At 46.6% G+C, this 26,158-nt stretch carries 22 protein-coding genes; 10 read left to right on the forward strand and 12 right to left on the reverse strand.

All coding sequences use genetic code 11. The annotated features are described in order from the left end of the window. Positions 1 to 39: 39 nt before the first annotated feature. On the reverse strand, positions 40 to 2,109 hold the full coding sequence (locus ACOJRU_RS02235; protein WP_421133442.1) for a S9 family peptidase: 2,070 nt from the start codon (positions 2,107 to 2,109) through the stop codon (positions 40 to 42). 183 nt (positions 2,110 to 2,292) lie between these two features. Beyond that, complete coding sequence (locus ACOJRU_RS02240) at positions 2,293 to 2,625, reverse strand: Mpo1-like protein (RefSeq protein WP_421133443.1); 333 nt, start codon at positions 2,623 to 2,625, stop codon at positions 2,293 to 2,295. Positions 2,626 to 2,810: 185 nt separating this feature from the next. Between ACOJRU_RS02240 and trxA the strand changes: the two genes are divergently transcribed. Then, positions 2,811 to 3,680 carry a thioredoxin gene (gene trxA / locus ACOJRU_RS02245; protein WP_421133444.1) on the forward strand — a complete coding sequence of 290 codons (870 nt, stop codon included), beginning with the start codon at positions 2,811 to 2,813 and terminating at the stop codon, positions 3,678 to 3,680. 45 nt (positions 3,681 to 3,725) lie between these two features. Here trxA and ACOJRU_RS02250 read toward each other — a convergent pair whose 3' ends face one another. Continuing rightward, positions 3,726 to 4,151, reverse strand: coding sequence for a hypothetical protein (locus tag ACOJRU_RS02250; protein ID WP_421133445.1), 426 nt, complete (start codon positions 4,149 to 4,151; stop codon positions 3,726 to 3,728). Between the two features lie 208 nt (positions 4,152 to 4,359). Here ACOJRU_RS02250 and ACOJRU_RS02255 point away from each other — a divergent pair, with 208 nt between their 5' ends. From ACOJRU_RS02255 to ACOJRU_RS02275, 5 genes are all read left to right on the forward strand, one after another. Then, positions 4,360 to 5,526 carry an aminotransferase class V-fold PLP-dependent enzyme gene (locus ACOJRU_RS02255; RefSeq protein WP_421134693.1) on the forward strand — a complete coding sequence of 389 codons (1,167 nt, stop codon included), beginning with the start codon at positions 4,360 to 4,362 and terminating at the stop codon, positions 5,524 to 5,526. Positions 5,527 to 5,535: 9 nt separating this feature from the next. Then, positions 5,536 to 5,718: a DUF2065 domain-containing protein gene (locus ACOJRU_RS02260; RefSeq protein ID WP_421133446.1), complete on the forward strand. Its 183-nt coding sequence runs from the start codon at positions 5,536 to 5,538 to the stop codon at positions 5,716 to 5,718. A 216-nt stretch (positions 5,719 to 5,934) separates the two neighbouring features. Further along, positions 5,935 to 7,233 (forward strand): adenylosuccinate synthase, encoded by a 1,299-nt coding sequence (locus ACOJRU_RS02265; RefSeq protein ID WP_421133447.1) that lies wholly within the window; start codon positions 5,935 to 5,937, stop codon positions 7,231 to 7,233. A gap of 287 nt (positions 7,234 to 7,520) precedes the next feature. Further along, entirely contained in the window at positions 7,521 to 8,927 is a 1,407-nt protein-coding gene (locus tag ACOJRU_RS02270) for an aldehyde dehydrogenase family protein (protein ID WP_421133448.1), read from the forward strand. Positions 8,928 to 8,936: 9 nt separating this feature from the next. Next, positions 8,937 to 9,353, forward strand: a complete 417-nt coding sequence (locus ACOJRU_RS02275; protein WP_421133449.1) for a VOC family protein — start codon at positions 8,937 to 8,939, stop codon at positions 9,351 to 9,353. Between the two features lie 5 nt (positions 9,354 to 9,358). Here the strand turns inward: ACOJRU_RS02275 and ACOJRU_RS02280 are convergent, their stop codons facing one another. Further along, a complete protein-coding gene (locus ACOJRU_RS02280; RefSeq protein ID WP_421133450.1) occupies positions 9,359 to 10,096 on the reverse strand; it encodes a PepSY domain-containing protein in 738 nt (245 codons plus the stop codon). Positions 10,097 to 10,263: 167 nt separating this feature from the next. On the opposite strand from ACOJRU_RS02280, the gene ACOJRU_RS02285 reads away from it, so the two are divergent. Next, positions 10,264 to 10,734: an NYN domain-containing protein gene (locus tag ACOJRU_RS02285; protein WP_421133451.1), complete on the forward strand. Its 471-nt coding sequence runs from the start codon at positions 10,264 to 10,266 to the stop codon at positions 10,732 to 10,734. Here ACOJRU_RS02285 and ggt read toward each other — a convergent pair. After that, positions 10,727 to 12,421, reverse strand: coding sequence for a gamma-glutamyltransferase (ggt, locus tag ACOJRU_RS02290; protein ID WP_421133452.1), 1,695 nt, complete (start codon positions 12,419 to 12,421; stop codon positions 10,727 to 10,729). The genes ACOJRU_RS02285 and ggt overlap by 8 nt on opposite strands. Before the next feature lie 54 nt (positions 12,422 to 12,475). Further along, complete coding sequence (locus ACOJRU_RS02295; RefSeq protein WP_421133453.1) at positions 12,476 to 13,852, reverse strand: Na+/H+ antiporter NhaC family protein; 1,377 nt, start codon at positions 13,850 to 13,852, stop codon at positions 12,476 to 12,478. Between the two features lie 239 nt (positions 13,853 to 14,091). Here ACOJRU_RS02295 and ACOJRU_RS02300 point away from each other — a divergent pair, with 239 nt between their 5' ends. Continuing rightward, positions 14,092 to 15,975, forward strand: coding sequence for a glycoside hydrolase family 3 N-terminal domain-containing protein (locus ACOJRU_RS02300; protein WP_421133454.1), 1,884 nt, complete (start codon positions 14,092 to 14,094; stop codon positions 15,973 to 15,975). Between the two features lie 2 nt (positions 15,976 to 15,977). Here ACOJRU_RS02300 and ACOJRU_RS02305 read toward each other — a convergent pair whose 3' ends face one another. From ACOJRU_RS02305 to murQ, 3 genes are read right to left on the reverse strand one after another with little or no spacing between them, the layout of a single operon-like run. After that, the gene (locus tag ACOJRU_RS02305; protein ID WP_421133455.1) at positions 15,978 to 18,845 is read right to left on the reverse strand and encodes an FAD-binding and (Fe-S)-binding domain-containing protein; all 2,868 of its coding nucleotides are present in this window, start codon (positions 18,843 to 18,845) and stop codon (positions 15,978 to 15,980) included. A gap of 33 nt (positions 18,846 to 18,878) precedes the next feature. Continuing rightward, entirely contained in the window at positions 18,879 to 20,132 is a 1,254-nt protein-coding gene (locus tag ACOJRU_RS02310) for an exo-beta-N-acetylmuramidase NamZ domain-containing protein (protein WP_421133456.1), read from the reverse strand. Next, positions 20,113 to 21,048 carry an N-acetylmuramic acid 6-phosphate etherase gene (murQ, locus tag ACOJRU_RS02315; RefSeq protein WP_421133457.1) on the reverse strand — a complete coding sequence of 312 codons (936 nt, stop codon included), beginning with the start codon at positions 21,046 to 21,048 and terminating at the stop codon, positions 20,113 to 20,115. Before murQ ends, ACOJRU_RS02310 begins: the two co-directional genes overlap by 20 nt. Positions 21,049 to 21,246: 198 nt before the next feature. On the opposite strand from murQ, the gene alr reads away from it, so the two are divergent. Then, positions 21,247 to 22,314, forward strand: a complete 1,068-nt coding sequence (gene alr / locus ACOJRU_RS02320) for an alanine racemase (protein WP_421133458.1) — start codon at positions 21,247 to 21,249, stop codon at positions 22,312 to 22,314. A gap of 345 nt (positions 22,315 to 22,659) precedes the next feature. Here the strand turns inward: alr and ACOJRU_RS02325 are convergent, their stop codons facing one another. Then, a complete protein-coding gene (locus tag ACOJRU_RS02325; protein WP_421133459.1) occupies positions 22,660 to 23,325 on the reverse strand; it encodes a YitT family protein in 666 nt (221 codons plus the stop codon). 215 nt (positions 23,326 to 23,540) lie between these two features. Next, a complete protein-coding gene (locus tag ACOJRU_RS02330; protein WP_421133460.1) occupies positions 23,541 to 23,843 on the reverse strand; it encodes a hypothetical protein in 303 nt (100 codons plus the stop codon). Positions 23,844 to 24,065: 222 nt separating this feature from the next. On the opposite strand from ACOJRU_RS02330, the gene ACOJRU_RS02335 reads away from it, so the two are divergent. Next, positions 24,066 to 25,352 (forward strand): alginate export family protein, encoded by a 1,287-nt coding sequence (locus tag ACOJRU_RS02335; protein ID WP_421133461.1) that lies wholly within the window; start codon positions 24,066 to 24,068, stop codon positions 25,350 to 25,352. Here ACOJRU_RS02335 and ACOJRU_RS02340 read toward each other — a convergent pair. Next, on the reverse strand, positions 25,349 to 26,152 hold the full coding sequence (locus ACOJRU_RS02340; protein ID WP_421134694.1) for a PhzF family phenazine biosynthesis protein: 804 nt from the start codon (positions 26,150 to 26,152) through the stop codon (positions 25,349 to 25,351). The genes ACOJRU_RS02335 and ACOJRU_RS02340 overlap by 4 nt on opposite strands. Between the last annotated feature and the right edge of the window lie 6 nt (positions 26,153 to 26,158).

The raw sequence follows: 26,158 nt of genomic DNA on the forward strand, positions 1-26,158 counted from the left end.
GTGTCACACTATCAACCTGGCTTTTCTTAGAGCGTATGCCTACTTCTTTGGCGTATCTTTTTTATAGCGTTCAAACCACGCCAAAATATTTCCCACTTTTTGAATAAGACGAGAAGGGCGGCTAGCGATACCGTGTGACGCACCTGGTAGCCTTACCATTGCCGCATCTGTGCCTTTTAATCGTAACGCTTGGTAATATTGCTCAGATTCGCTGATAGGCGTGCGGTAATCGGCTTCACCGGTAAGCAACAGCGTGGGAGTGTCGACATTACCTACCAGCGAAAGTGGGCTACGAGCCCATAACTTCTCTGCAATATTCCAAGGCATATCGGCCATCCAATATTGGCTGAAAAACGGATAAGCATCGGCGGTAAGCGCAAAGCTCATCCAGTTGATGACAGGTTTTGCGACTACCGCAGCAGTAAATCTGTCGGTCTTGCCGATTGACCACGCAGTAAGTACACCGCCACCAGAACCACCGGTAATAAACAGGTTGTTAGTATCGATATAGCCCTTTGCGATTGTTGCATCGACCACATCCATCAAGTCATTATAATCCTCAGAAGGATAGTTATGATGGATAAGGTTGCCAAAGTCCTCACCGTAAGAAGAACTGCCACGAGGGTTTGACCACACCACCACGTAACCCTGTGCGGCCATTAACTGTATTTCCATCGAGAAGTGCGGACCATATGCAGCATGCGGCCCACCATGAATCTCTAATATAAGCGGGTACTGCTTTTGACTATCAAAATGCGGAGGCAGGGCTATCCATGCATCAATACGTCGTTCGTCGACGCTTGATGTCACAGGAAGGTAGGATACCTGTGCCAACGTTTTGTGCCCCAATGCATCATCATTAAGTGACGTAAGCTGTGTGTCATCGCCTTTCTTGCGATACAGCGCTAAATCACCAGGCCTCGTTTTCGTAGCCTGTGTATAAACAATATCTCCTCGAGGGCTCACCGCGAAATCACCCGAGGTATAGGGGCGTCCTAATGACTGGCCACCAATAGTAATATCAAGCGGTTTTACATCACCATTCAAATTAACAGCGGCAAGGCGATTGTTGCCCTCGTCAAGGTAGGAAAAAACAAGCGCTCTGCTGTCGTTTCTCCACACAAACTTCCCTATCGCTCGGTCAAGGGAGCCAGTAAGGCGTTTGATGTCTCCAGACGCAGTATCCATTACAACGATATCGCTAACCTGATAAGACAACTTTCGATCATTTAACTGAGAAAAGGCTAACCATTTCCCGTCTGGACTAAGGGTAGGCCTACTTTCCGGGCCTGCAAGGTCGGTGACTTGTTCAAGTTCACCAGTATTAACCTGCACCTTATAAATATCGCTCGCAAGTGGGTGAAGTTCATAATCATCACGTTGAGGAGAGGCGAAATACAACCAGTCGTTGTCACGACTAAAGCTTAGCATGCCGCCGTTAGGGAAGTGCCCGCTCGTCAATTGACGTGGGGTACCGCCGTCAACGGGTAGTACATAAATTTGGTCATAACCTGTACGTAAATAGCCTCTCCCGTCTGAGCGGTAAGTGGTGTTTTCAATAAACGTGGCTTGAGGTGCCCACTTAGCGCCTTTCGGCTTGCTCGGCATACCGCTAAATAATGCGGGTTGCTTCTCAGGAGTAAACAAAACGAAGGCAAGTGACTTACCATCATGCGACCACGTGATATTTCGCGGTGTTTCTTGAGTATTGGTTAGCCTGACAGATTGCCTTGTATCCATATAGTACACGTGAAGCTGTGCTTTACCCTTCACCGACTTCGTATAGGCAAGCATATTACCGTTAGGAGAGAGCGTGGCCTGAGATAGGTTGTCATCATCGGCAATAAAAGGGCGGTGTGTGCCCTTTTTAATATCGACTTGCCACAATCGGGTTTGTCGTGCATCTGTCATAACGTCCATGCTTTGGCGAGCATAAACAACGGTATCGTTATTAATAAATAATGGGTTGCTCACAAACTCTACGTTAAACGTATCATTGTAGTTAAGCGGCGTTTCTACCGTATCGTCAGCGTGAGCAAAAAGAGATAATGCGAGCGCGCTAACTAATAATGCTGCAACGCGCACCGTCGATTTCTTTCGCGTAAACATAGTCGTTTTCCTTCATTCTTATTTTTGTATACTATACATAAATAAGTTTACGCGTAAACGAGACTCGCGCAGCTGTTGTGCGTTGATTCAGCAAAAAGAAGTGACAAGCGGCTGCTAAGACTACCCATAATAAATACAAGCGAGTGAACGTAAGTTGTGTGAAATAGTGTAACGAATTACCCCTCACTTACCTTTGATGCTCACTTTTCCAATCAGGATGTCCTTAAACATTACCCAGTCGCCAAGCAGGCTGTAAAAAGGGTGCTTAAAGGTAGCAGGCTTATTTTTTTCAAAGAAAAAGTGCCCAACCCAAGCAAAGCCATACCCGATAATTGGAATTAGCCATAGCAGTGCAGCGTTACTACTGTAAATGCTCAGCCCAATGACACCTAACACCAACCATGGACCAATAAAATGCAAGATACGGCAGGTGGCATTGGCATGCTCTTGAAGGTAATAAGGGTAGAAGTCGCTAAACGACTCGAAGTGTTTCACAGAATGAGATTTGGCTGTCATTGCATGTCCTCACGTGTTTATTTACACAACGTTAACATGGTTTGCGTTAAAAAAGTGTCGTAATAGCGACAGTTTGAAGTGAATTTCGTTGGCCGCTTGCTGCACTGCTATCTTGACGGTTGTAATTTAGCGTTAAACGCCCCATATTTCCTTTCAATGACTAAATGAAACAAAGGCGTTACGCTATGGATAACCTCGTTGCCAATAATGCAGCAAATATCGTTGATATCACGGTAGAAAACTTTCAACAAATTATCGTTGAAGCGTCTCAAAGCAAACTGGTTCTTATCGACTTTTGGGCTGACTGGTGTGAACCGTGCAAAGACCTTATGCCAATACTAGAAAAGTTGGCGGGTGAATACAGCGAACACATGATTTTGGCAAAAGTAGACTGTGAAGCACAGCAAGAAGTTGCTGGACAGTTCGGTATTCGAAGCCTACCCACGGTAATGGTGGTACAAAACGGGCAACCTGTTGATGGGTTTGCGGGTGTTCAACCTGAAGCACAAATTCGAGAGATGCTGGCGAAATATCTGCCTAACCCAGAAGATGAATTGTTGGCCCAAGCGGGGAAAGCTATCCAGCAGGGCGATTATGCAGCTGCACTGCCTTTTGCCAAACAAGCAGTCGATGCGGCACCTGACAACGTGAATGCCCGTTATCTCTTGATTGACTGTTATATTGAAACGGGTTCCATCGATTTAGCGAAAACCTTGCTAAGTGAGATAAAGCTGGTGGACCAAGATTCTCGTTTCAATACGTTAAATGGCAAAGTAGAGCTAGCAGAGCAAGCGGCAGACACCCCAGAAATTAGGCAGCTTCAAGACGCTGTTGAAGCCAACCCAGACGACTTACAATTAAAAGTCGACTTAGCGATTCAGCTTCACCAAGCAAATAAAGCGCAAGACGCATTATCGTTATTATTCGGTGTATTAAAGAAAGACTTAGCCTTTGGGGATGCACGTAAAATAATGATGGATATGGTTAACGCGTTAGCAGATGGCGACCCATTGAAATCTGAATACCGTCGTAAAGTGTATAGCTTGTTATATTAATTACGTAATGACCTTCGGTAGAAAAAGCGGGCACATCCCGCTTTTTTATGTTGCCACAATGGGGGAGTAACCCTCTGTATCAAGCCACTTCAACGCGTCAAAGTAGGTGTTAAAATAATTCCGTTGGTACTCTAATAGGTCAAAGTCACTTTCATTTCCCGGGTGCGTTCGCTCTAACTGCGCACGTTTTACCATTCCACTGTCTAATACATAGGCAGAGCGACGCAAGCCATTCGTAACATTTATCTTAATCGCTTCAGCTAGGCATTGCTGACACTCCGGAGTAGACAGTACCCAGCGCCTACCGTCCATGAGTGCTGCCCATGGTTTCTTCTCAAAGCGCAACGTTAAATCATGCATGTCTTCTACAAATAATTGCGCAGTCTTAAGGTTCCATGCGCCAGTGGCAAACACCTCTAAAACATTGCCAGATACATCCAGAGCGTAATGTCCGTATTTAGGAAAGCGCATAAGTCAGGTCTCTGCGGTTACAACGATTACTAACGTATAGCAGAATATTGGCAAGAGCGAGCGGCTAAGGCGCATTTTTAGCTAAAAGTAGAATAATATTTACACCCCCAACAAGAGAATCTAGGCGGTTATGGGTTACCAGCGTGTGTTTATAAATGGCCTTTGGTAAAGTACTTTCCTGGGTAGCTTCTCTATGTGTGGTAACAATATGGCCTATCAGGCGTTTTATTCCGGTTTTCTTTCTGCGACAAAAGGCAAACAGCATTATGCCTGCCATAGTCATTATTTTTGGCCTGATTGTACTCGTGATGCCATGCTCGAATATTGGGATGATAGTGCCCAGTATGTCGATGAAAAGTGGGGCTTCTTCTTTGAAACCCTGGTGCCTGAGCTACAACAGCGTATCAGCACAATCTTAAACACCTCTCACCCCCAACAACTGGTATTTGCACCGAATACGCATGAGCTCCTGGTGAGAATAATGAGCTGTATGGACTTCTCAAAGCCTGTCACTATCGTGTCTACAGATTCCGAGTTTCATAGCTTTCAGCGCCAAGTAAGCAGAATGGCTGAGAATGACGCCGTAAATATCGTTACGGTGCCGACACAGCCTTTCGATACCTTTTCGTCTCGGTTTAAGGCAGCCATTCAAGACAACACCCCTGATATGGTATTTTTTAGCCAGGTATTCTTTAACTCAGGATATGTGGTCGATGACGTTACCGGCATTGTTGCAAGCGTTACCAATCCTGACACGCTCGTGGTGGTAGATGGGTATCACGGCTTTATGGCTAAGCCTACTGACCTAAGTGGTATTGAAGATCGCGCATTCTATTTATCGGGAAGTTATAAATATGCTCAAGCCGGTGAGGGAGCATGCTTTGCTCATGTACCTACTGCGAGCACCCTGCGCCCTGTGTACACGGGGTGGTTTGCCGAATTTGGAGCGCTAGATAAACCAAGAGCCGGCACCGTGCAATACAGTCAAGACGGCATGCGCTTCGCAGGCGCTACCATGGACTTTACGGCATTGTATCGATTACGGGCCGTGCTTCGTTTGCTGGAAGATAATAACCTAACAGTAAACAAGATTAACGACTACGTTCAAGCTATGCAGGCTCATTTTTTAACAGAGCTTGCCAAGCAAGCGCACCCTTTGTTGAACAGTGACGCATTAGCGGTGTCGAGACCTGAACAGCGAGGCCATTTTTTAACGTTTGTGTTGCCCAACGCCGAGGTGACTGCATCGCTCGCAAAGCAGCTGAAACAAGTGGGTATCCTAACGGATTATCGGGGAAACCGATTGCGATTTGGTTTTGGTTTGTATCACACGCCAGAGTACATGAATTTAACGGCACTTAAGCAGTTTACGTAAAGGCTAACCATGGATTGGATCTTACCCGCGCTTGCCCTTGTGCTCATTATTGAGGGCATCGGGCCTTTATTTTTCCCTCAAAAATGGCGGTCATATTTACTGCAAGTTAGCCAGCTACCGGCAAATCAGCTTCGTCAGGTTGGAGGCGTGCTGGTGGTCGTGGGTGTGATTAGCTTATTTTATTTAATCTGACATGCAGCGATAAATGTTGACTGCTTGCTCAGGTTGTTATTAATAACTGTATTGAATAGAGTGGGTTACCTCTTTTCGCTAGGCATGATTATGGGGTGGTTAACGGCACTTCTAGTAATATGAAATGCTATTTGCCGTATTTTTGTTCGAAAAATAGATGATCCCAGACGCAGAATTTTGTAGAATCCCCGCCTAATTTTCTTACACATATGATTCATGGCAAAGAACGTTGTGGTACTCGGCACTCAATGGGGTGACGAGGGTAAAGGCAAGGTCGTAGACCTACTCACCGATCGTGCAAAATACGTGGTTCGCTACCAAGGCGGTCACAATGCAGGTCATACTCTAGTTATTGACGGCGAAAAAACCGTACTTCACTTAATTCCATCAGGCATATTACGCGATAACGTTACCTGCATCATTGGTAATGGTGTTGTGCTAAGCCCAGACGCACTAATGACTGAAATTACCATGCTTGAAGCGCGTGGTGTTCCTGTGCGCGAGCGCTTGAAAATCAGTGAAGCATGCCCGCTTATTCTTCCTTATCACATTGCGTTAGATGTCGCGCGTGAGAAAGCCCGCGGCGCGAAAGCAATTGGTACAACAGGCCGGGGTATTGGCCCAGCATATGAAGATAAAGTTGCACGTCGCGGTTTACGCGTTGGCGACCTTTTCAATGCAGAAGACTTCGCCGCTAAGCTAAAAGAAGTGCTAGACGTACATAACTTCACCCTTACGCAATATTACGGTGAAGAAGCAGTAGATTTTGACGAAACGTTGAAAGCGGCTATGGACGTTGCAGATATTCTTAAAGCAATGGTTGTTGACGTAACCGACGAACTGGATAAAGCCGATAAAGCGGGCTTACCAATTATGTTTGAAGGTGCGCAAGGTACGTTGCTTGATATCGACCACGGTACATATCCTTATGTGACGTCGTCAAACACCACGGTAGGTGGTGTGGCGACAGGTGCAGGTTTCGGCCCACTTAAACTAGATTATGTGCTCGGTATCGTGAAAGCGTACACGACACGCGTAGGCTCGGGGCCGTTCCCAACAGAACTTGATTGTGAAGTTGGCCAGCACTTAGGTGTGAAAGGTCATGAATTTGGTGCAACCACCGGGCGTAAACGTCGTACAGGTTGGTTTGATGCCGTTGCAATGAAACGTGCAGTGCAAATTAACTCAATCACTGGGTTTTGTTTAACCAAACTAGACGTGCTTGATGGCCTTGAAACATTACAAATCTGTATTGGTTATAAAGATGCAGAAGGCAATGTGAAAGACGTACCACCAATGGCAGCTGATGGGTATGATAAAATCACCCCAGTGTATGAAGAAATGCCAGGTTGGTCTGACAACACCTACGGCGTAACTGAATTTGCGAATTTACCGCAAGCAGCTAAAGACTACATTCAGCGTCTTGAGTTTCTAACGGGCGTCCCTGTTGACATCGTGTCTACAGGCCCAGACCGAAATGAAACTATTGTGATGCGCCATCCGCACGACGCATAACAATAACGTTAAACGAACACCTTGTTAAAAAGCCCAAACCACAGTGTTTGGGCTTTTTTTATCCGCAGCACTTTTTGACACCTTCACCGCCGAGCACAGCATTCATAGCAATCTCAATCGCAAACCGCGCCGTATTAAACCTATATTAACAATTAATTTGCCTTGCTATTCATTGCCCATATTAATATAAGATAGAGACACACACGCAATACGCGTGTTGTTTGCAAGCGTATATCACTACGCTGTTTGGTCTCATCATTTCATTTTTGCCAATGCTGGAGCGCGTTATGCCGAACAAACCTACTCTTCACGCCGTTGAATCAGGCATGTGTTTTCTTGATAACGTAGCGTCGCTGCGTCAAAGCTATGTAACCGGTAAAACACGCTCACTAGAATGGCGAAGAAGCCAGCTACGCGCCTTAAAACGCATGCTTGAAGAAAATCATCACGATATTCTTACCGCGCTAAAAAAAGATTTAGGTAAATGTGAAACCGAGGCGATGGTTGCCGAGCAGGGCTTTTTGTTGTCGGATATCGATCACACCTTAAAGCATCTCGATAAATGGACGCGACCTCGCCGTGTGTCTACTCCAATGGTGGCATGGCCTGGAAAGAGCTTTCAGCAAGCTGAGCCGCTTGGTGTTGTGCTAATTATCGGCGCGTGGAATTACCCCTTACAATTATTACTTGCACCGTATATTGCAGCGCTAGCCGCGGGCAACTGCGCCGTGTTGAAACCATCTGAATTGTCAGTTGAAATTTCGTCGCTAGTGGCACGGTTAATTCCCCAATATATGGATATGTCGTGTGTTGAAGTAATTGAAGGCGGAAAAGAGGAAGCGACAGCCTTGTTAGCGTGTCGCTGGGATCATATTTTTTATACCGGTGGTGAGGCCGTAGGCAAAATTGTAATGCGTGCCGCCTCGCGGTATTTAACACCAGTAACCCTTGAGCTTGGTGGAAAAAGTCCGTGTTTTGTCGATAAGAAGACCAACCTTACGGTAACGGCACGGCGTTTGGTGTGGGGCAAGTGGATGAATGTGGGGCAAACCTGTATTGCCCCCGACTATGTATTGGTGGAAAAAGGGTTCGAGCAAAAACTTATTGAAGCCATTAAGAAAGAACTTAAAAAACAGTTTGGCAACATGCCACTTTCATCCAGAGACTACGGCAATATCATTAATCATCGCCATCTCGCGCGACTCAAGGGCTATCTAGACGGTGTAAACGTGGTGTATGGGGGCGAGGTCGATGAAGCAAGGCCGACTATGTCACCTACCTTGGTGTTAGACCCGCCACTTAATAGCGCTATCATGCAAGAAGAAATTTTTGGGCCTATATTGCCTATCGTGACAATAAAATCGATAGAAGAGGGCATTGCCTTTGTTAATGACAGGCCAAAGCCGCTAGCCCTTTATGCCTTTAGTGATAGCGATGCGCAGCTAGACACCATCATAAACCAAACCACATCAGGCAGCGTGTGTACCAACGATACAATGCTATTTATGACTAACCCAGAATTGCCGTTTGGTGGGGTAGGTAGCAGTGGTATGGGCAGTTATCATGGCCAAGCTGGCTTTGATACCTTCAGCCACCTAAAAACGGTAATGAAGCGCTCGTTTGCCCTTGATGTACCATTTCGATATGCACCATTTTCTAAGTTTAAATTATCACTACTGAAAAAGTTTCTATAAGGGGGGAACATGCCACAGCCGTTTCATTTAGCTATACCGGTGACCAACCTTAACGATGCTGTTGCTTTTTACGGTGAGTTATTAGGGTGTGAACAAGGCCGCAGCGATACGCAATGGATTGACTGGAATTTTTTTGGTCATCAACTGGTCACGCATTGTGTCAACGCGATGCCCACACCACCGGAATATAATAATGTTGATAGCCATGCTGTCCCAGTCCCCCATTTTGGCGTGGTGTTAACCATGCCACAGTGGGAGGCGTTAGCCGAAACCGTTAAGCAGGCCAATATCGACTTTATTATCGCGCCCTATATTCGGTTTAAAGGCGAGCCGGGCGAGCAGGCAACAATGTTCTTTACCGATCCTTTCGGCAATGCCCTAGAGTTTAAAGCGTTCGCATCACTTTCTCAGCTTTTTGCCACGTAGTTATACTAAGGCGTTTTCGTTCGTTTACGCGGGCGAAAACGTTGCCACAGCAGTACCCCACCACTTAGCGTAAACAACAACGCGCTACCAGAAAATGTAATCAGCAAAGGGTGGTTGAAATCACTTCGTGTGTCGTAATCCATGATGTGCAACATCCACATAAAATCAAACAGCCTCCAGGTATCTGTACGCACGCGCTGAACAGCGCCGCTATCTGGTGCTATATAAAACCGCGTGTTGTATACATCATTAAAAGACACTTGCCATAAGGGAGGGGTTAATTGTTGCACCTCTTGCGGTAAGCGCATCAGATGCTTTGCCTGAGAAACGCTGCCATTTCCCTGATATTGCGCCAATGCAAGCCGGCGTATGTCCTGCTCGCTGAAGGCCTCAAGTTTCGCCCCTGTCTTTGCGTTAAACCGTACGATGTTACCCTCGCTTTTCACGTCATATGTAGGGATGGCCGATAACATCGATGTTTCAGCGAGTGCAGTGTTCAGAGGGGAGGCAACCAACTGCGAGCCGAAAGTGAGGGTGGCCTGGTTATCGAATGCCACTAATATATCGCTTGGTGCAACACGCGCATCTTCCCATGTTGCTGACGGTGTTGTTAGCAAATGGGTACCGCGTACCTCATCAATGGGTAGCAGCGCCATTACCAGGCCACTTAAAAACCACAGGCAAACTTGAACAAACAGAATAAGACCTAGCCAATTGTGTAAAGCGCGAGTGAATTTATACATATCAAGTGCAAAGGGGCTTTGTTAAAGTGACGGTCAATGAATAAACCGTATCCTACTCGGCGTCTTTTATACAAGACATATTTTTACGTAGATGAATAGGGTTTGTAAGTACTTACTATTAATGTTTGTGAGTGCTTGCTATTTTTGAAGGTCAGTAATGGTGGTGTATGAATAAGCTGTTGATTTTAGTTGATGTTCAAAACGTGTATTACACGTGCCGTCAAAAGCATCGAAAAAACTTCAATTACAATGCGTTTTGGCAACAGGCCACGAAAGGTAAAACAGTGAATAATGCCTTCGCCTATGCCATTGATAAAGGCGACCAAAAACAAAAAGAGTTCCAGAATATTCTTCGAGCGATTGGTTTTACGGTAAAACTAAAGCCTTATATTCAACGCGCTGACGGCTCAGCGAAAGGCGACTGGGATGTGGGTATAACGGTCGATGCGTTACAACATGCTGCTGATGTTGATGAGGTTATACTGCTCTCAGGAGATGGCGACTTTGATATTCTGGTGGACGCACTTAAAGCGATGGGCAAGACGGTGACGGTGTATGGCGTAGAGGCGCTTACTGCTAATTCGCTAATAAGCGCCGCATCACAGTTTATTCCGATAGAAGAAACGTTACTTATTTAGCGACAATACTTTTTCCCCTTCCGCTTTTTTCAGACGCTGCATCAACGCCATCTATCGTGCGTTTTATAAGATGTACGTCACCAAACCGGCGATCATCAAGGGTGTAACCTTGCTGTATTAGCGACTGTCTGGTTGCGTCGTCGAATCCTGGGTGCATACGAACGGTATCTTTCGGTAACAGCTGATGATGGAAGCGAGGGGCATTGGCAGCTTTTTCTGCACTAAAGTCAAACAGCAGTGCATTAAGTAACGACTGCGCTACCGAAGAGATAATGGTAGTGCCACCGGGTGAGCCCGTTGCAAGAACAACATCTTTTCCGCGTTTTACCAACGTCGGAGTCATTGACGATAACATTCTTTTGTAAGGTTCAATGGCATTTGCATCACCCCCTACTGCGCCAAAAAAATTGGGTACGCCAGGCTTCGCACTGAAGTCGTCCATCTCGTCATTAAGCAGAAAGCCTGCACCTTCTACCACTACGCCGCTACCAAATGTAAGGTTGATGGTGGTGGTATTGGCCACGGCATTACCCCACTTATCCATAATGGAGAAGTGTGTCGTGTCTTCGCTTTCAATAAGGCCCGGTGCTACCGTTTCGGTTACCGATATCGCATCTTTATTAATGCTTGTTGCACGCGCAGTAATATAGTCGGGGTCGATAAGGGCAGTAACAGGGACATCAATAAAATCAGGGTCGCCCATATATTCTGCTCTGTCAGCAAATACACGTTTACCAATTTCAGACATTACATGCACATATTGAGCGCTGTTGTGTAGCGGTATATCGCCATGTGCTTGATACGCTTCTAGCATTCCAATCCACTGCGCAACCGCTACGCCGCCAGAGCTTGGGGGCGGCGCAGTAACTAGCGTGTAGTCTTGCCACTCAACTTCTAATGGTTTGCGCCATATGGCACGGTATGCTTGTAAATCATCATGCGTGATTAGTCCGCCATTCGCGTCCATAAACCGAACAATACGTTCGGCAACCTCGCCATCATAAAAGCCATCTTGTCCTCTAACCTGAATTGCCTTTAGCGTTAACGCCAATTCTGGTTGCGTAAATAATCTATTTGCTTTTGCGTGACCAAAATAGTCGGCAAAATTGCTGCTAAGCCCGTTCTCTTTAGTGCGTTTAATATACCACGCTATATTACCAGCCAACTTTTCATGCACCACAAAGCCTTGCTCTGCCAATGTCACGGCTGGCGCAAGCAAACGCGCCCACGGTAAACTTCCGTACTTTTTATGCGCCGCCCACATTCCCGCTACCGTACCAGGGATACCCGATGCTTTCGCACCAAATAACGATTCATACGGTTTTACATTCCCCTCATCGTCTAAGTACATATCGCGATGGGCACGTGCTGGAGCCATTTCTCTGTAGTCAAGAAAGTCGGTGGTGCCATCATAAGCAATGGTCATAAAACCACCACCGCCCACGTTACCCGCTTCAGGTAATGTCACCGCAAGGACGAACTGTGCGGCAATCGCAGCATCAATGGCATTTCCGCCGTCGTTAAGTACCGCCATCGCAGCGTCTGCACTGTAGCTATCGGGCATTGCAACGGCATTGTGTAGCGGTAAGGTAGAAGAAGACGTTTTACTCGCGTTGTTAGTACAGCCAGCAATAACACACAGTGTGGTTATCACGACTATCTGTTTCATAAGTCGTCGTCTTAACATAGTAGGCTCCTTCGTTCTTTATTCATAACCATTACTTGAGGTGGCAAACGTGCGTTATCCAATCATAATGATGCTTGCAATGACATAAGCGATAAGCGTAAGCGCGCCAGCAACTAATGCGTATGGAAACTGTGTTTTAACATGGGTAAGTACATCGGTTCCCGCAGCCAGCGATGATACCGCTGTGGTATCAGAAATCGGCGAGCAATGATCGCCAAAAATACCGCCCCCCAGAATAGCCGCGACCACCAGTGATGGGGGTAGGCCCAAACTTTGAATTAGTGGCACGCCAATAGGAATAAGAATAGCAAACGTGCCCCACGAGGTACCGGTGGTAAAGCTCATCACTGCACCGGCAAGAAACAACATAGGCACAATGAACACAAGTGGCAGATACTCACCTACAATGCCGGCAACAAAAACGCCAGTGCCTAATTCTTTTAAACTGTTCCCCAAGGTTAACGACAATAAAACAATCGTCACTAACGGAAGCAGTTCTTCCATCCCTTTAAAGCCAATTTCAACCGCTTCTGCATGGGTAAAGCGTTTATGAATAAGCAACAAGCCATAGGCAATTGCCGTCGCCAGTGCGGTAGCATACAACACCGACTTACTGCCGCTGCCTTCTGATAGCACGCCGTCGCCGGTCCAAAACATAAAGCCCACCATACTAAGCACCATAACGATTAACGGCACAAGCATAAAGCGTGCTTTGGTCGCCGGTTCGCTAGCGTGTTCTTCCATCAGAGTATGGGTCGCGGCCTCTTCTTCAGCCATAGGGCCATGTACTTTGTCTGCGGCAATGGTATAGGCCACAATCACAAGGGTAAAAATAGCGTAAAAGTTAAAAGCAACGCTTCCCCAAAGAATAGACGCCGATGATGCGGGTAGTTCGTAACTGTCAAGCAAGCTTAAAATAAACGCCCCCCAACCATTTAGTAAAATGAGTATACAAACAGGCGCGCTGGTCGAGTCGATAATATAGGCAAGCCTTGCTCTACTCATGCCGAAGCGGTCAAACAAGCCGCGGGCGAAAATACCAGCAGTCAGTACGCTTAAATTAGATTCAATAAATACGGCAATACCGGTGAACATTGTAAGGCCACCCACTTGCCTTTTGCTTTTGGCCACCCCTCTATTAACTAGGTTGTTAACGGTAGCTGTTACGCCTCCAGAGTCTCGAATCAATGCTAGTAATGCGCCTACAAGGACAGAGAAAATAAGCACGCGTGTATTGCCAGGGCTCGACGCAGTGCCCACAACGCGTTCTATGGCGTTAATAGGCGATAAAAACACGTACGATATGTCGGTATCAATCAGTATTAAGGTTTCTGCGGTTAGTACTGCCAACAGCAAGGCCAAAATAACTTCTTTTTTCCAAAATACAACGGCAATAGCAACAAGAGGGGGGATGACCGACATCCAATCCATAGCAAGTCTCAAAATATAAAAAGGGGGTTAACACAACGTACCTTGTACACTTGCCAAGCGGCTTGAATTATATGAAAAATACAATGCTCAGCGGGTACTCGAACGACCGAGTGCTAGCGTACCGTATAGTAGGGTCTTAATACTAGCGCCGTTTCTACTATGCGCAACACCTTGCTGTATTTTTATGGCTTATCTCTTTATGATGTAATGCCTCTAGCTTGTGTCTTCAAGGAATAACTGTGCTGCGCGTTGCAAGTGTCCTCTTTGTTACTTTCCTTTTCTATCATGCGTCGTTGTTTGCCACTGCGCCGTCTAAGCAAAAAATCGTCGATATGCTTGGGCAAAAAATCATGCTCGACTTTCGGTATTTTTGCGCTAGCGGAACACCGACGAAGGCTTGTCAAGAACCGGTAACTACTCTCCCAGATGACCTTGAAGCATTGCTAACATCCAATAATATTGGCGGCGTAATTCTGTTCTCTGAGAACATTAAAACGTCTGAGCAGCTGATAGCACTAAACAGCCAGATGCAGGCCGCAATGAAAAAGGCTCAAAAACCGCCGTTGTTCATTGCCATCGACCAAGAAGGGGGACGAGTGGCACGCTTCCCACCGTCTATACTGCCCGCATTTGCCGGAAACCTCGCCATTGGTGCTACGTTTAAAAAGCACGGCACGGCGTTTTCTTACAATGTCGCCAGTGCTATCGCGTCTCAGCTAACGCTGCATGGCGTGAATACTAATTTTGCGCCCTCAGTCGATATTAACAGCGAACCGAATAACCCCGTGATCAACGTAAGAAGTTTTGGTGAAGCGCCTAAACATGTGGCTAAGCTTGGCGAAGCATTTGTAAAAGGTTTACAAGATAACGGGGTAATAAGCGTACCTAAACACTTTCCGGGGCATGGCGACACAAGTATCGACAGCCATACGGGGTTACCCCGTGTTGACCACAGCCGTAAGGTTGCCATGCAAAGCGATGTGCTCCCATTTGCTGAACTCATAGGCAGTGACTCGCCGCCCGCGATGATTATGACAGCACATATCCAGTACCCAGCATTTGATAGCACGCAAATAGATGATGAAAAAGGCAATGCGTATATCGTACCTGCAACGCTCTCAAGACCTATTATTACTGACTTGTTACGTAGGCAGTTAGGTTTTAAAGGGGTAGTCGTGACCGACGCGCTGAATATGGCGGGTATTTCGCATTACTACACACAAGAAGATGCAATGTTAAAGGCCTATCAGGTAGGGGCTGATATCGCGCTTATGCCTTATGCTATTCGAACGCCTGACGATATCACTGCATTTAAGCAGCTAGTGTCACAGTTAGCAGAGCGCGTATCAGTGCGTTCCCCGTCTGAGGACACATTATCACTGTCAGAATTAACCTCGTCACACCAGCGGATCATTAAAACAAAGCGCCGTTTTATCCAACCTACAAATAACAAGAAAGCGCTTTCTAATGGCATTGTGCAAGGTAGTGCTAAGTTGGTAATGCAAGAAAGTAAACGGCTAGAGAAAGCGCTTTCTCGCGAAAGTGTCAGCGCGCTGTACGGCAAAGCATTGTTGCCTATACATCGCTCAGACAGCGAGGGATTGTCCACGTGGTTGGCCCTTATGCCTGACACAGCACGATGCCTAGCTTTTGAAAAAAGTGTCGCTACGTTACAATCTACCGTTCAACTAGCGTGTATCCCATTAACACAATTGCCACCTAAGCAAACCGTACACAAAGCATTAAAAACGGCAGATAAACTTATTGTGGGCGACATCACGCCACGGCATGCCAATTATGAATTAGGCGGCATAGACAGTGCAGAGGCGATAAAAAAGAGAGCAATATTAACGCAGGTGCATGCATTTACCAAAGAGATGATGCAGTTGGCACAGTCTGCGAATAAGCAGGTTGTATTCATTGCACTAAGAATGCCTTACATTGCTGACGATATGCGCCAGTATGCTGACATAGGTCTGGCGTCATACAGTTATACGGTAGATCTTCATGCACTTCGGCAACCCGGCTATACCTCGCCATTATTTAACGCCCTCGTAAATGTATTAACAGGCAAGGCAAAGGCGTTCGAATATACCCCCGTGACATGGGAAAAAACACGATAGTACTAGCCTGGTAAAGGCTGACTGAGTTCATCAAGTAATACGACAATATGGGAATAAAGCACCCCACTATGTTCAGTTAAACCAATAGCACATGTCGCACTGTTGGTAACGCCCCGTGATACCGATTTTGGGACCTGTGCGCGCAGCGGCTGTAATGCATATTCATTAAGCTTTGGTTCACTGAAACCTTTATCACCGGCGAACCCGCAACAGCTAATATCGGTAGGAATGAGCACGTTGTCGCTACACGCTTTTGCCAGAGAATAAAGCATATGATGTTCCCCGCGTTTAGTCGTCGAGCACGTGGTGTGTAGCATAAGCGGTGCGTCCAATTTTGTGACGATTAGCCGAGGAAGTACATCAGTTAGCAAGTATTCACTAACATCAATTACTTGCTTTGAGTGAGTGCTCGCTTTCGACACACATGCCGCGTTATCTGTAATAGCTGTTGTGTGCTCATTAGCCTCAACATGTTCTGCGGCGTCTAACCACTCGCGCTTTTTACGTTGCGCAATATCAATTTCGCCTCTACTTTCCCACGGCTTTCCACAACAAAGGTTGTTCTTATTGGCGACAATCAATGTAATGCCGGCTTTCTTAAATAGCGAAAACATGGCTTCGCTCACCGCTTTTTCTTTCCCCGTTGTACCAAACACATGACTGCTACAGCTAGGTAAATACACAACGCGCGTCGCATCGCTTTGAGGGAGAGTATTAACGTTAGACCCGACAGTATTTCCAGCTGCAGTGACTTTATTTTCTCGTAAAAGGCGCGTAATAGAAGGGGCCGCCTTTGGCATAAAATCGCGCCATGTAGGCATAAGTCGCGATGCCGTTACCTTACGCATTGTGTTTGTGCCAAGCCGTTGGTTTACGTGATGACCCGCCGATAATGCAAACGTTGCAATGTGCCGAGTATCATCAATATGTTTAGCTGCAAACCCTGACATTGCACGTGATGCGCGAGTGCGTTGCTGATATCGTAACTGTGTTACCCACTCGCCAGTATCTATACCAACCGGGCAAGTAGTAGCACACAAGCCGGTGGCGGCGCATGAATCAAGCGCCAAGGCGGTATAGCTTACTGCAATAGCATCAGCATCTTGCTGTTTCGCACTGTCATCGCTAAGGAGATTGTATTTTTCCCGGCGTTTTAGCGCAATACGCTGGCGAGGAGTAAGCGTGTAATCCTTTGAAGGGCACTGAGGTTCACAAAACCCGCATTCAATACAGGCGTCGACGCGTGGATCTATGGCCGGAAGGGGTTTTAGATGCGTTAAATGGGCATTAACATCGTCGTTGATAATAACACCAGGGTTCAAAATACCACGAGGGTCAATGGCCTGTTTAATAAGTTGCATAATTTCAACGCCATCATCACCCCATTGATCGCGTAAAAACGGTGCCATATTTCTGCCCGTACCATGCTCGGCTTTAAGGCTTCCATCAAATTGCTTTGTTACCACGTCAGACACCGCTTTCATAAAATTAGCATAGCGTGCAGTGTCGCTATCGGTATTAAACCCTTGGCTAAATACAAAATGGACATTTCCGTCTAAGGCATGCCCGAATATAATGCCATCGTCATAATTGAAACGGGTAAAAAGTGCTTCAATCGCTATAATTCCATCGGCGAGTTGGCTAAGGGGAAAGGCGACATCTTCAATAATAACCGTAGTACCAGATGGGCGGTTAGCACCGACGGCAGGAAACAACCCTTTGCGTATATCCCATAACTTACTTATGCGCACTGGATCATGGGTAAAGTCACATAATGGCTGGCCGTTACCATCATGGGTAAGCGTGTGCGCAACGTGTTGTACTGTCGCGTTGACTGCATCGACGTTAGCACCGCCAATATCAATAAGTAGCGCCACTTTGCCAGGTTGTACGCCGTCGCGTGTAATATCGTTAAGTAGTGGCGCAACAGCTTGCAACGCCCTAGCATCCATCAATTCAACCGCATCTACATGATACTGTTGTAGCGCACTAATCACGCCACAGGCATCTGCTATATTGCTAAACTGATACAACCCAGTTTGTCGTGCGTTGGGCAATGAAATGGTGTTGTAGGTAATATTAGCAATAAACCCTAATGTTCCCTCAGACCCTATCATCAAGTGCGATAAAATATCGATTGGGTCGGTGTAATCGAGCAGGGCATTTAGCCCATATCCCATGGTGTTCTTAATCCGGTACTGATGACGAACTCTCTCTGCTAACGCTGTGTTAGCAAGCAATGAGGCGCGAATAGTAGAAAGCGTACTGAGAAGAGGCGCATGGGAACGCGAAAAAGCCGAGATGCTATCTTCGCTCGCGGTGTCCAATTCACTGCCATCGGCCAAAATGATGTGTAAGGCGCGCAAGGTGTGATACGAATTATGCTTAACGCCACAGCACATCCCCGACGCATTATTTGCGGCAATCCCCCCTATTTTGCAGGCGTTAATCGAGGCTGGGTCTGGCCCTATTTTTCGGCCAAAGGGTTGTAAAATATGATTCGCTTTTGCGCCGATAATACCAGGTTGAAGGCTTATGGCATGGCCGTTATCAATAATGCTAAAGCCAGTCCAATCTGGTGTTAACAATACCAAAACGCTGTCGGTGATCGCTTGACCAGACAAGCTCGTGCCGGCAGCGCGAAACGTTAATGCAATCTTATGCTTATTAGCGAGTGCAACAATGCGTTTCATGGCCGTCACATCAGGGACTCGAAGCACTAATCGAGGCGTTTGAGTATAAAAGCTGGCATCGGTGGCATAGGCGTATCGCTTAGCAACGTCGGTAATAACATCATCGCGTGTCAAAACGTCATAACACGCGGCTTCAAACAATGAAAAATTATTGTGGTCAGGCGTAGCGTGCGTCATGAATAAACCTTTCACTTGAGGGTTGGTTTTTACTTAGCGGCCATCAGGGCTATTAATGGGGTAAAGTAAGTACGGCGCCCGCTTTGCTTTAAAGGTATCGAGCGGCCTACGCCATGTTTCTTTAATTGCAGATGCCGAATCGCCGTTAATGATGGCGAGTCTAAGTGCATCGGTGCCGGCCAGCTTGTCGAAAAAGTGCGGCCGAGTAAAAAATACGTCGTTAGCGCTTGTGACAGTGTGGTACGTATTCAGTAACAACGTTAGGTCAAGCCCCGAAACACTGCCGGGCGGTAAAAACGCTGCGTACAACGTGTCACCAACGTACTTAGGGGCACTGGCACCGGCGTTTGGTGTCACGGTAATACGTTTATCGCCAAGCGGCACATTCGGGTGGCCGATAAGCTGAAACGGGATGTCAGTGCCACGCCCTATGCTTACCGCAGTACCTTCAAAAAAACACAGTGTAGGGTAAAGGGCAATGGCACTATCGTTAGGTAAATTTGGGCTAGGCGGTGTAGGCAGCGAATAGGGCATTGCTTTGTTATAATGCGCGACAGGCACCACGTGCAGCAAAAGTGAGTTGGCACCGTCTATCCACTGCTCACCCTTAATCATTAGCGCTAACTCGCCCAATGTCATACCGTGCAGCACAGGAATAGGGTGCATGCCTACAAAAGACTTATAATTAGGGTGTAGTACGGGGCCGTCGGTAAACCGGCCGTTCGGGTTTGGCCGGTCAAGCACTACAACCGAAATAGCCTGCTGTGCGGCAGCTTCCAGAATATAGTGTAATGTACTTAAGTACGTATAAAAGCGAACGCCAACATCTTGGATATCGAATACCAACACATCAACATTTTCTAGCATGCTAGCGGTCGGCTTTTTCGTTTTCCCGTAAAGAGAATGAATGGGAAGGCCTGTACGTGAATCTATACCATCTTCAATACGTTCCCCCGCGCTAGCTTGTCCCCTAAAGCCATGCTCAGGTGACATAATACTCACAACGTTAATGTTACGAGATAGCAGTGCATCAAGCAGGTGGGCAGCGTCCTTCTCTCCAGCCGGAACGCGCGCGCTATGATTGACCACTAACGAAACACGTTTATTTTTCAAAAGCGGAAGGTAAGCAGAATACTGCTGCGCACCTACCTGAATAGGCTGTGCGGGTTGTTGCGCGCCCAGTGTCGTGGTGTCTTTGTAATGGGTGTGGCAGCCACTTATTAGCAAGACAAGTGCTAGGGTTAATAATTGCGTTAAATTAAGCACGTTAGCGCGTTGTAATAGCATGGCGAAGATAGCCCCTTTTCTGTTCCAGCAAACGCTCCGCCTCTTCTTTAGTGGTGTCGGTAAGCACCATCAAAATAGCCAGTTTGGCGTTGTTATCTGCAGCTAATAAAGCCTGTTGGGCTGTTTGCTCATCACACTCGGTTGCTGACACAACAATGCGCACAGCCCGTGCTTTAAGCTTTTCGTTGCTCGCCTTCACATCAACCATTAGGTTTTCATAGGTTTTTCCAAGCTTTATCATTGTGGCTGTGCTTATCATATTAAGAATAAGTTTTTGTGCAGTACCGGCCTTCATACGTGTTGAGCCTGTTAGCGCTTCAGGGCCAACAACAGGGCAAATAGCATACTTTGCATGCTCGAAAATTGTTGCTTTTGGGCTACAAGCAATGGCCGCCGTGGCACAACCACATTGCCCAGCATAGCGTAATGCACCAGAGACATAAGGCGTTCTGCCGCTGGCTGAAAGGCCTACCACGGTGTCGGTGTGTGACAGCGATAATGCGCGCAAGTCAGTCTCACCGGCTTCACTATTATCTTCAGCGCCTTCTACAGCATGTTGAATAGCGGTTTCACCGCCGGCAATCACCCCGACCACAACCCCATCGGGTACACTAAACGTAGGACGACATTCTGCTGCATCCAATATTCCTAAACGACCACTTGTGCCAGCACCAGTATAAATAAGCCGTCCGCCGCGTGCGATGCTGTCTGCGGCAGCCTCTACAACCTTGGCAATAACTGGAATCTGCTGTGCCACGCAAGGGGCAACGTTGCTGTCTTCATGGTTGATGCGTGCAAGCATGCCCTCCGTTGATAGGGTGTCGATATCCATCGTGTTAGGGTTTCGTCCCTCAGACACGATATGGGCTAAATCTTTGATAAGGTGCGGAACTATCGGCGAAGTAGGAGATGACATATTGACCCTTTGAGAAAACGCGTATGGCAAATAGTATTATGTTACGTGTACGATTAATACCGTACCTATTAAGTGGGGCAACTATAGCAAAATATCGGTTGCGAACGGTGTTTATAAAAATGATTAAGTTGAATTTGTTCCTTGGGAACTCATGGTACAATCTGCACAAGAAGCTTCATTACAGGTTAATATCTCTCTGTGAGTCGACAAACACAAGCCATCATTCACGCGGATGCGCTACTGAGCAATTTCAAAGCGTTAGCATCACTGTCTGCTACTAGCCGTTGTATGGCCGTTGTGAAAGCGGACGCCTACGGCCATGGTGCGTTGAATGTCGCACGCATACTTCAACATGTATCGCCTCGCTTTGCTGTGGCGATTATTGAAGAAGCCGTGGCACTTCGCGATGCAGGTGTAAAGGCGCCCATTGTGGTGCTTGAAGGAGCGCATCAGGCAAAAGAATGCGCTATGGCTAAAATACACGACTGTATTTTAGTTATGCATAACGAACAGCAGTTGCAATGGATGCAGGCGTGCCCTGCCCATGCTAGGCCGCATATTTGGTTGAAAGTAGACAGTGGTATGCATCGGCTGGGGTTTGCGCTTAACGGTTTTCCCGAAATAGTAAAGCGGTATCAAGACGTACTTACGTCTGAAACGGTTATCACTACACACTTTGCATGTGCTGATGACGTTGATAACCCCTTCACGCAGCAACAAATTGATACTTTCACCCGGGTTGTTGCGCCGCTTAATATGCCTGTTAGCTTAGCGAACTCACCTGCCACATTACTGTGGCCTGAAAGCCGTGCTGCTTACAATCGCTTAGGTGTCGCAGTTTACGGCAGCGCACCCGCAGGTAGCGAAGTAAGTTTATCCCCCGCAATGACCTTACGTTCAAGCGTGATAGCGTTGCGTGAGATACCGGCGGGTGACGGTGTAGGATACGGTCAAACGTGGCGCGCATCGGCACCAAGCACTATCGCCACCGTTGGGATTGGCTACGCCGACGGTTATCCGCGGCATTGTCCAAACGGAACGCCAGTGGCAATAAATGGTGTGCGTGCCCCGCTAGTTGGTCGTGTATCAATGGATATGATCACCATCGACGTTACACATGTCCCGAACGTGCGCATTGGTGATAGGGTTGAATTATGGGGCGAACAGGTCGCTATTGCTGAGGTTGCAGAGGCGGCAGGCACAATAGATTATGAACTGATGACTCGGGTGTCTGCAAGAGTGCCGCGCATTGTGAAGTACCTATAAAACGGGGCGTTGTAGTGTCTCGTTTTATAGTAACCCTCGTTTGGCTAATTACATATTATTCACAGAAAGAATGAGGTGGTTTACGAGTAAATAGGCGTATACTGAATGCGCTCAGACACTTTATGGCAGTGAATTTTTCATTACCGAGGTGTTTGGGTTACACGTAAGTGAGGTTTGTATGCGTACTTCGTATTCTCGACCAAGAATGAATCGTGGGGCAGTAAGTCGACCGACAAAGCCAGCGCCCAAAAAGCCTTAAAGATGCGCGGCTAAACACAAAGCGGTGCGGCAATAGCCAGTAATATTCCGAAAGCCCAGTGCCTGAAAACACCGGGCTTTTTTCATTTATGAGTTTTGTGGCTGCAAGTCTGAAGTGATGGCGTGTTGATCTTGCTCGTTGTCGCTTTTGGCAACTACCGGGAAGTAACGTTCTGGGCGATGATTTAGCGAAATTACCATGTTTAAAAAGAATGCCGCAAGGATAGAAATAAGCACTAAATGCCCTGCGATAAAAGACAATGCCGTTAGCAATATAACGCTATCTACTGTTAACTGGAATGTCCCTGCTCGAATATTAAACCGGCTTTGAAGGAAGAAGGCTAAAATACCCACGCCACCTAAGCTAGAGCTATGCCTAAACATTATCAGCATACCAACGCCTATTAAAATTCCACCGAAAATAGCCGTGAAAATAGGGTTCATGTGGCTAATATCAACAAACGCTGGAATTTGCTCAGTTAATACCGATACGGTCGTAACCGATATGAAGGTATTAAAGGTAAAGCGTTTGCTAATTTGTGTCCATGCCAGCGCATAGAACGGCAGGTTTATTAAAAAGAAGATTAACCCAAATTCCATGTCAAACGCATATGAGCCAAGCAAAGCAAGTCCTGCAGCGCCACCTACCATTAAATCCTGCGATTGAAAAAGAAAGACACCAAACGCAACAAAAAGGCCTGCGCTCACTAAGGCAAAAATATCCTCAATGACACTGTGTTTTGTGTTTTGCATAGTAAAGAAAAACCGTTAAGAAGACACGGCGAGAGTATACGTTTCCCCACACCGTCATAATAGGGCGCAGGGCAAGAAATGCTGACGCAAAAAAACATCATGGTACGTCATGCTTTACGAGTTTTATGACTTCCGTGAATGGCCTGTTGCGAACATGTAAACGCTGCACCAAAGTGGTACAGAATGGCTAATTTTAACGAGAGTGATGCAGTGAGTTACTCGATGGCCGAGTAAATAATTACATCACGTTTATTAAACGTTACCCTACAGGTCATCATGCCAAAATCAAGCGGCGTATAAACCACAATACTGGAGCCATTTGCAGCAATATGCGTATCCCACGTTAACAGTTCAAAGCGGTCAAGTTGCTTTTGTGTGCCTTGCTTGGATATGCCTGGAGGTAGCTTATCGCAAAGCAGCATAATCTCACGGCGGGCTTCAACCCAGTAAACAAAATAGGTAATAAGCAAAGCAATAGCAGCGATAGCGATTACATCGTTAACGATGGAGCGTTTCATTTCTCGCAAACTTTCTTCTCTAACGTTTTCATTGTGCTACTACAATAATGGGCTTCAATAGTGTTTTGCAACCTCACTCAACGGTAAAAATACAGCCCATACCGCAAAACAAATAGGCACAAAAACCGTTTCTAATGATTAAAAAGCTTTCACCTTACGGCAACTGCCTTATACTTGCTCGCTTTGCAATTAGTAAACTGAAAGATTGTAAACCGGAGTGTTATGCGTATTTCAACTGCCTCATTTCTTATGCTGTGTCTGCTTGTCATAAGCAACCAGGTGGCGAGTGAATCAGCAATAGATGTCGATTTTAGTGGGTCATATCGTTTGCGCTATGAAGCGCTCAATAATCCAATTTTTCCAACTACCACTGACATACGCTCGCAAAGTAACCAGCGGTTATCGTCACGCTTATTTATCAAGGCTGATGCAGCGCTCAGTAAGCATGTGGGCGTTACCGTTGAAGTTGGCGATTCACGTGTGTTTCTTGATGAGAATGATCCGACTTTATCGTCTAACCAAGTAAACACCATAGAGCCACTACAATTTTACCTTACCTATACGGCAAATGGCGATGGGGCACTTCAATCGTGGCGTGCGGGCCGGCAAGAGGTGAGTCATGGCAGCAGAAGGTTACTGTCTAATACCATTTACCGTAATGCGAATAATATGTTCGATGGGGTGGTGATTGACTGGCGACTACTCGATTGGAATGTACGCACGTTATATTTACAGCCGGTGAGTAGATTGCCAACAGACAGTACGTTGGTAAGTAATAACGACAGAGCGTTCGATAAAAGCTATCGTGAACGCGCACTATACGGTGTGTATGCAACGACACTGGATAACGCACTGAAAGTGCAAAGCTATTGGCTAAAAGAAAGCGACAGTAATACGCTGGCGACAAAGAACCGCGATCTGTACACCTTATCGGTAGATTATACCTTTACGTTTTCTAACCAGTGGAAGGCCAATCTTGAAGTCATTGGACAAACCGGGACATCGCATTTAACCAGCCAACAAGAGGACACCACGCCCGTTGATGTTCGCGCGTACATGCTATTTGGTTATGTAGGCAGACAAATCTCTAGCAGTACATTCTTGCGCGCGGAAATAGACTATATCAGTGGCGATAACAATAATGCTGATGGCACAATATCAGATTTTGATACGTTATACGGTGTGCGCCGTTTTGATTTTGGACCTACCGATGTTTATCAAGCAATGCCACGGCGAAACTTAGCGACAGTGGGGGTTCGAAGCATATCCAAACCGGCGAAATCACAGCATATTATGGCTGCGTATAAGGCCATGTGGTATCAAAGAACCCCTGCTGATGCAGAACGATTTATCGGTCACCAAGTAGAAGCTCGCTGGCGTTGGCAAGTATTGCCGTCGTTGCGTTTGGCGCTAGGTGGCGCTTATCTGCATAAAGGTGAAGGGTTAAAGCGCGGTGACTATACCGACAACAGTATGTTTGCATTTACCGGCGCGCTATATACATTCTAAATCGAAATAGTACCCTTAAGGTAAGCCACCGTATTTCCCGATATGATTACACGCTGGTGGTTTACTTCACAATGAATAATGCCACCACGTGCCGATGCTTGATAGCCGATAAGCGCTGTTTTTCCCAATCGTTTCGCCCAAAAAGGGGCGAGGGCAGTATGAATAGAGCCCGTGGCGGGGTCTTCATCTGAGCCATTCGCAGGCCAAAAATACCGTGAAATAAAATCATATTGGCTATCATCACTGCGGCTAGTAACCACTACGTCATGGGGGGCAAGCATCGCTAAAGTAGCGTTGTCACGTTTCACATTTCTTACATCACAGGGGCTATCATACACCACCATGTAGGCCTGTTTGTTAATGAGAACCTCAGCTGGTGGAATAGACAAACCTTTCAGCAGTGCACTTGGCACCTCACTCGGTGCTATCAAGGTTGGGGAAGTATTGGGAAAGTCCATCGCCAACATACCCGATTTTGTTCTATCGACTGAAAAATTACCTACGGCGTCAGCCGTAAATTCAACGTGATGAAGCTCATTATTTTGAGAAAATAACTCATGCGCGGAAGCAAGCGTGGCATGCCCACAAAAGTCGATTTCAGTTAGCGGCGAAAACCAGCGAATATGAAACCTATTGTGAGCAACATTGACTAAAAAGGCGGTTTCAGACAAATTGTTTTCAGCGGCGATATTCTGCATGTGTTCATCAGGCAACCATGCATCTAAAATAACAACGGCTGCCGGGTTGCCTTTAAATACGGTGTCAGTGAACGCATCAATAACCGATATCGCCAATTCCATCATTTA

The organism is Alteromonas algae (assembly GCF_049117195.1).
In the GTDB taxonomy this organism is placed as follows: Bacteria; Pseudomonadota; Gammaproteobacteria; order Enterobacterales; family Alteromonadaceae; genus Alteromonas.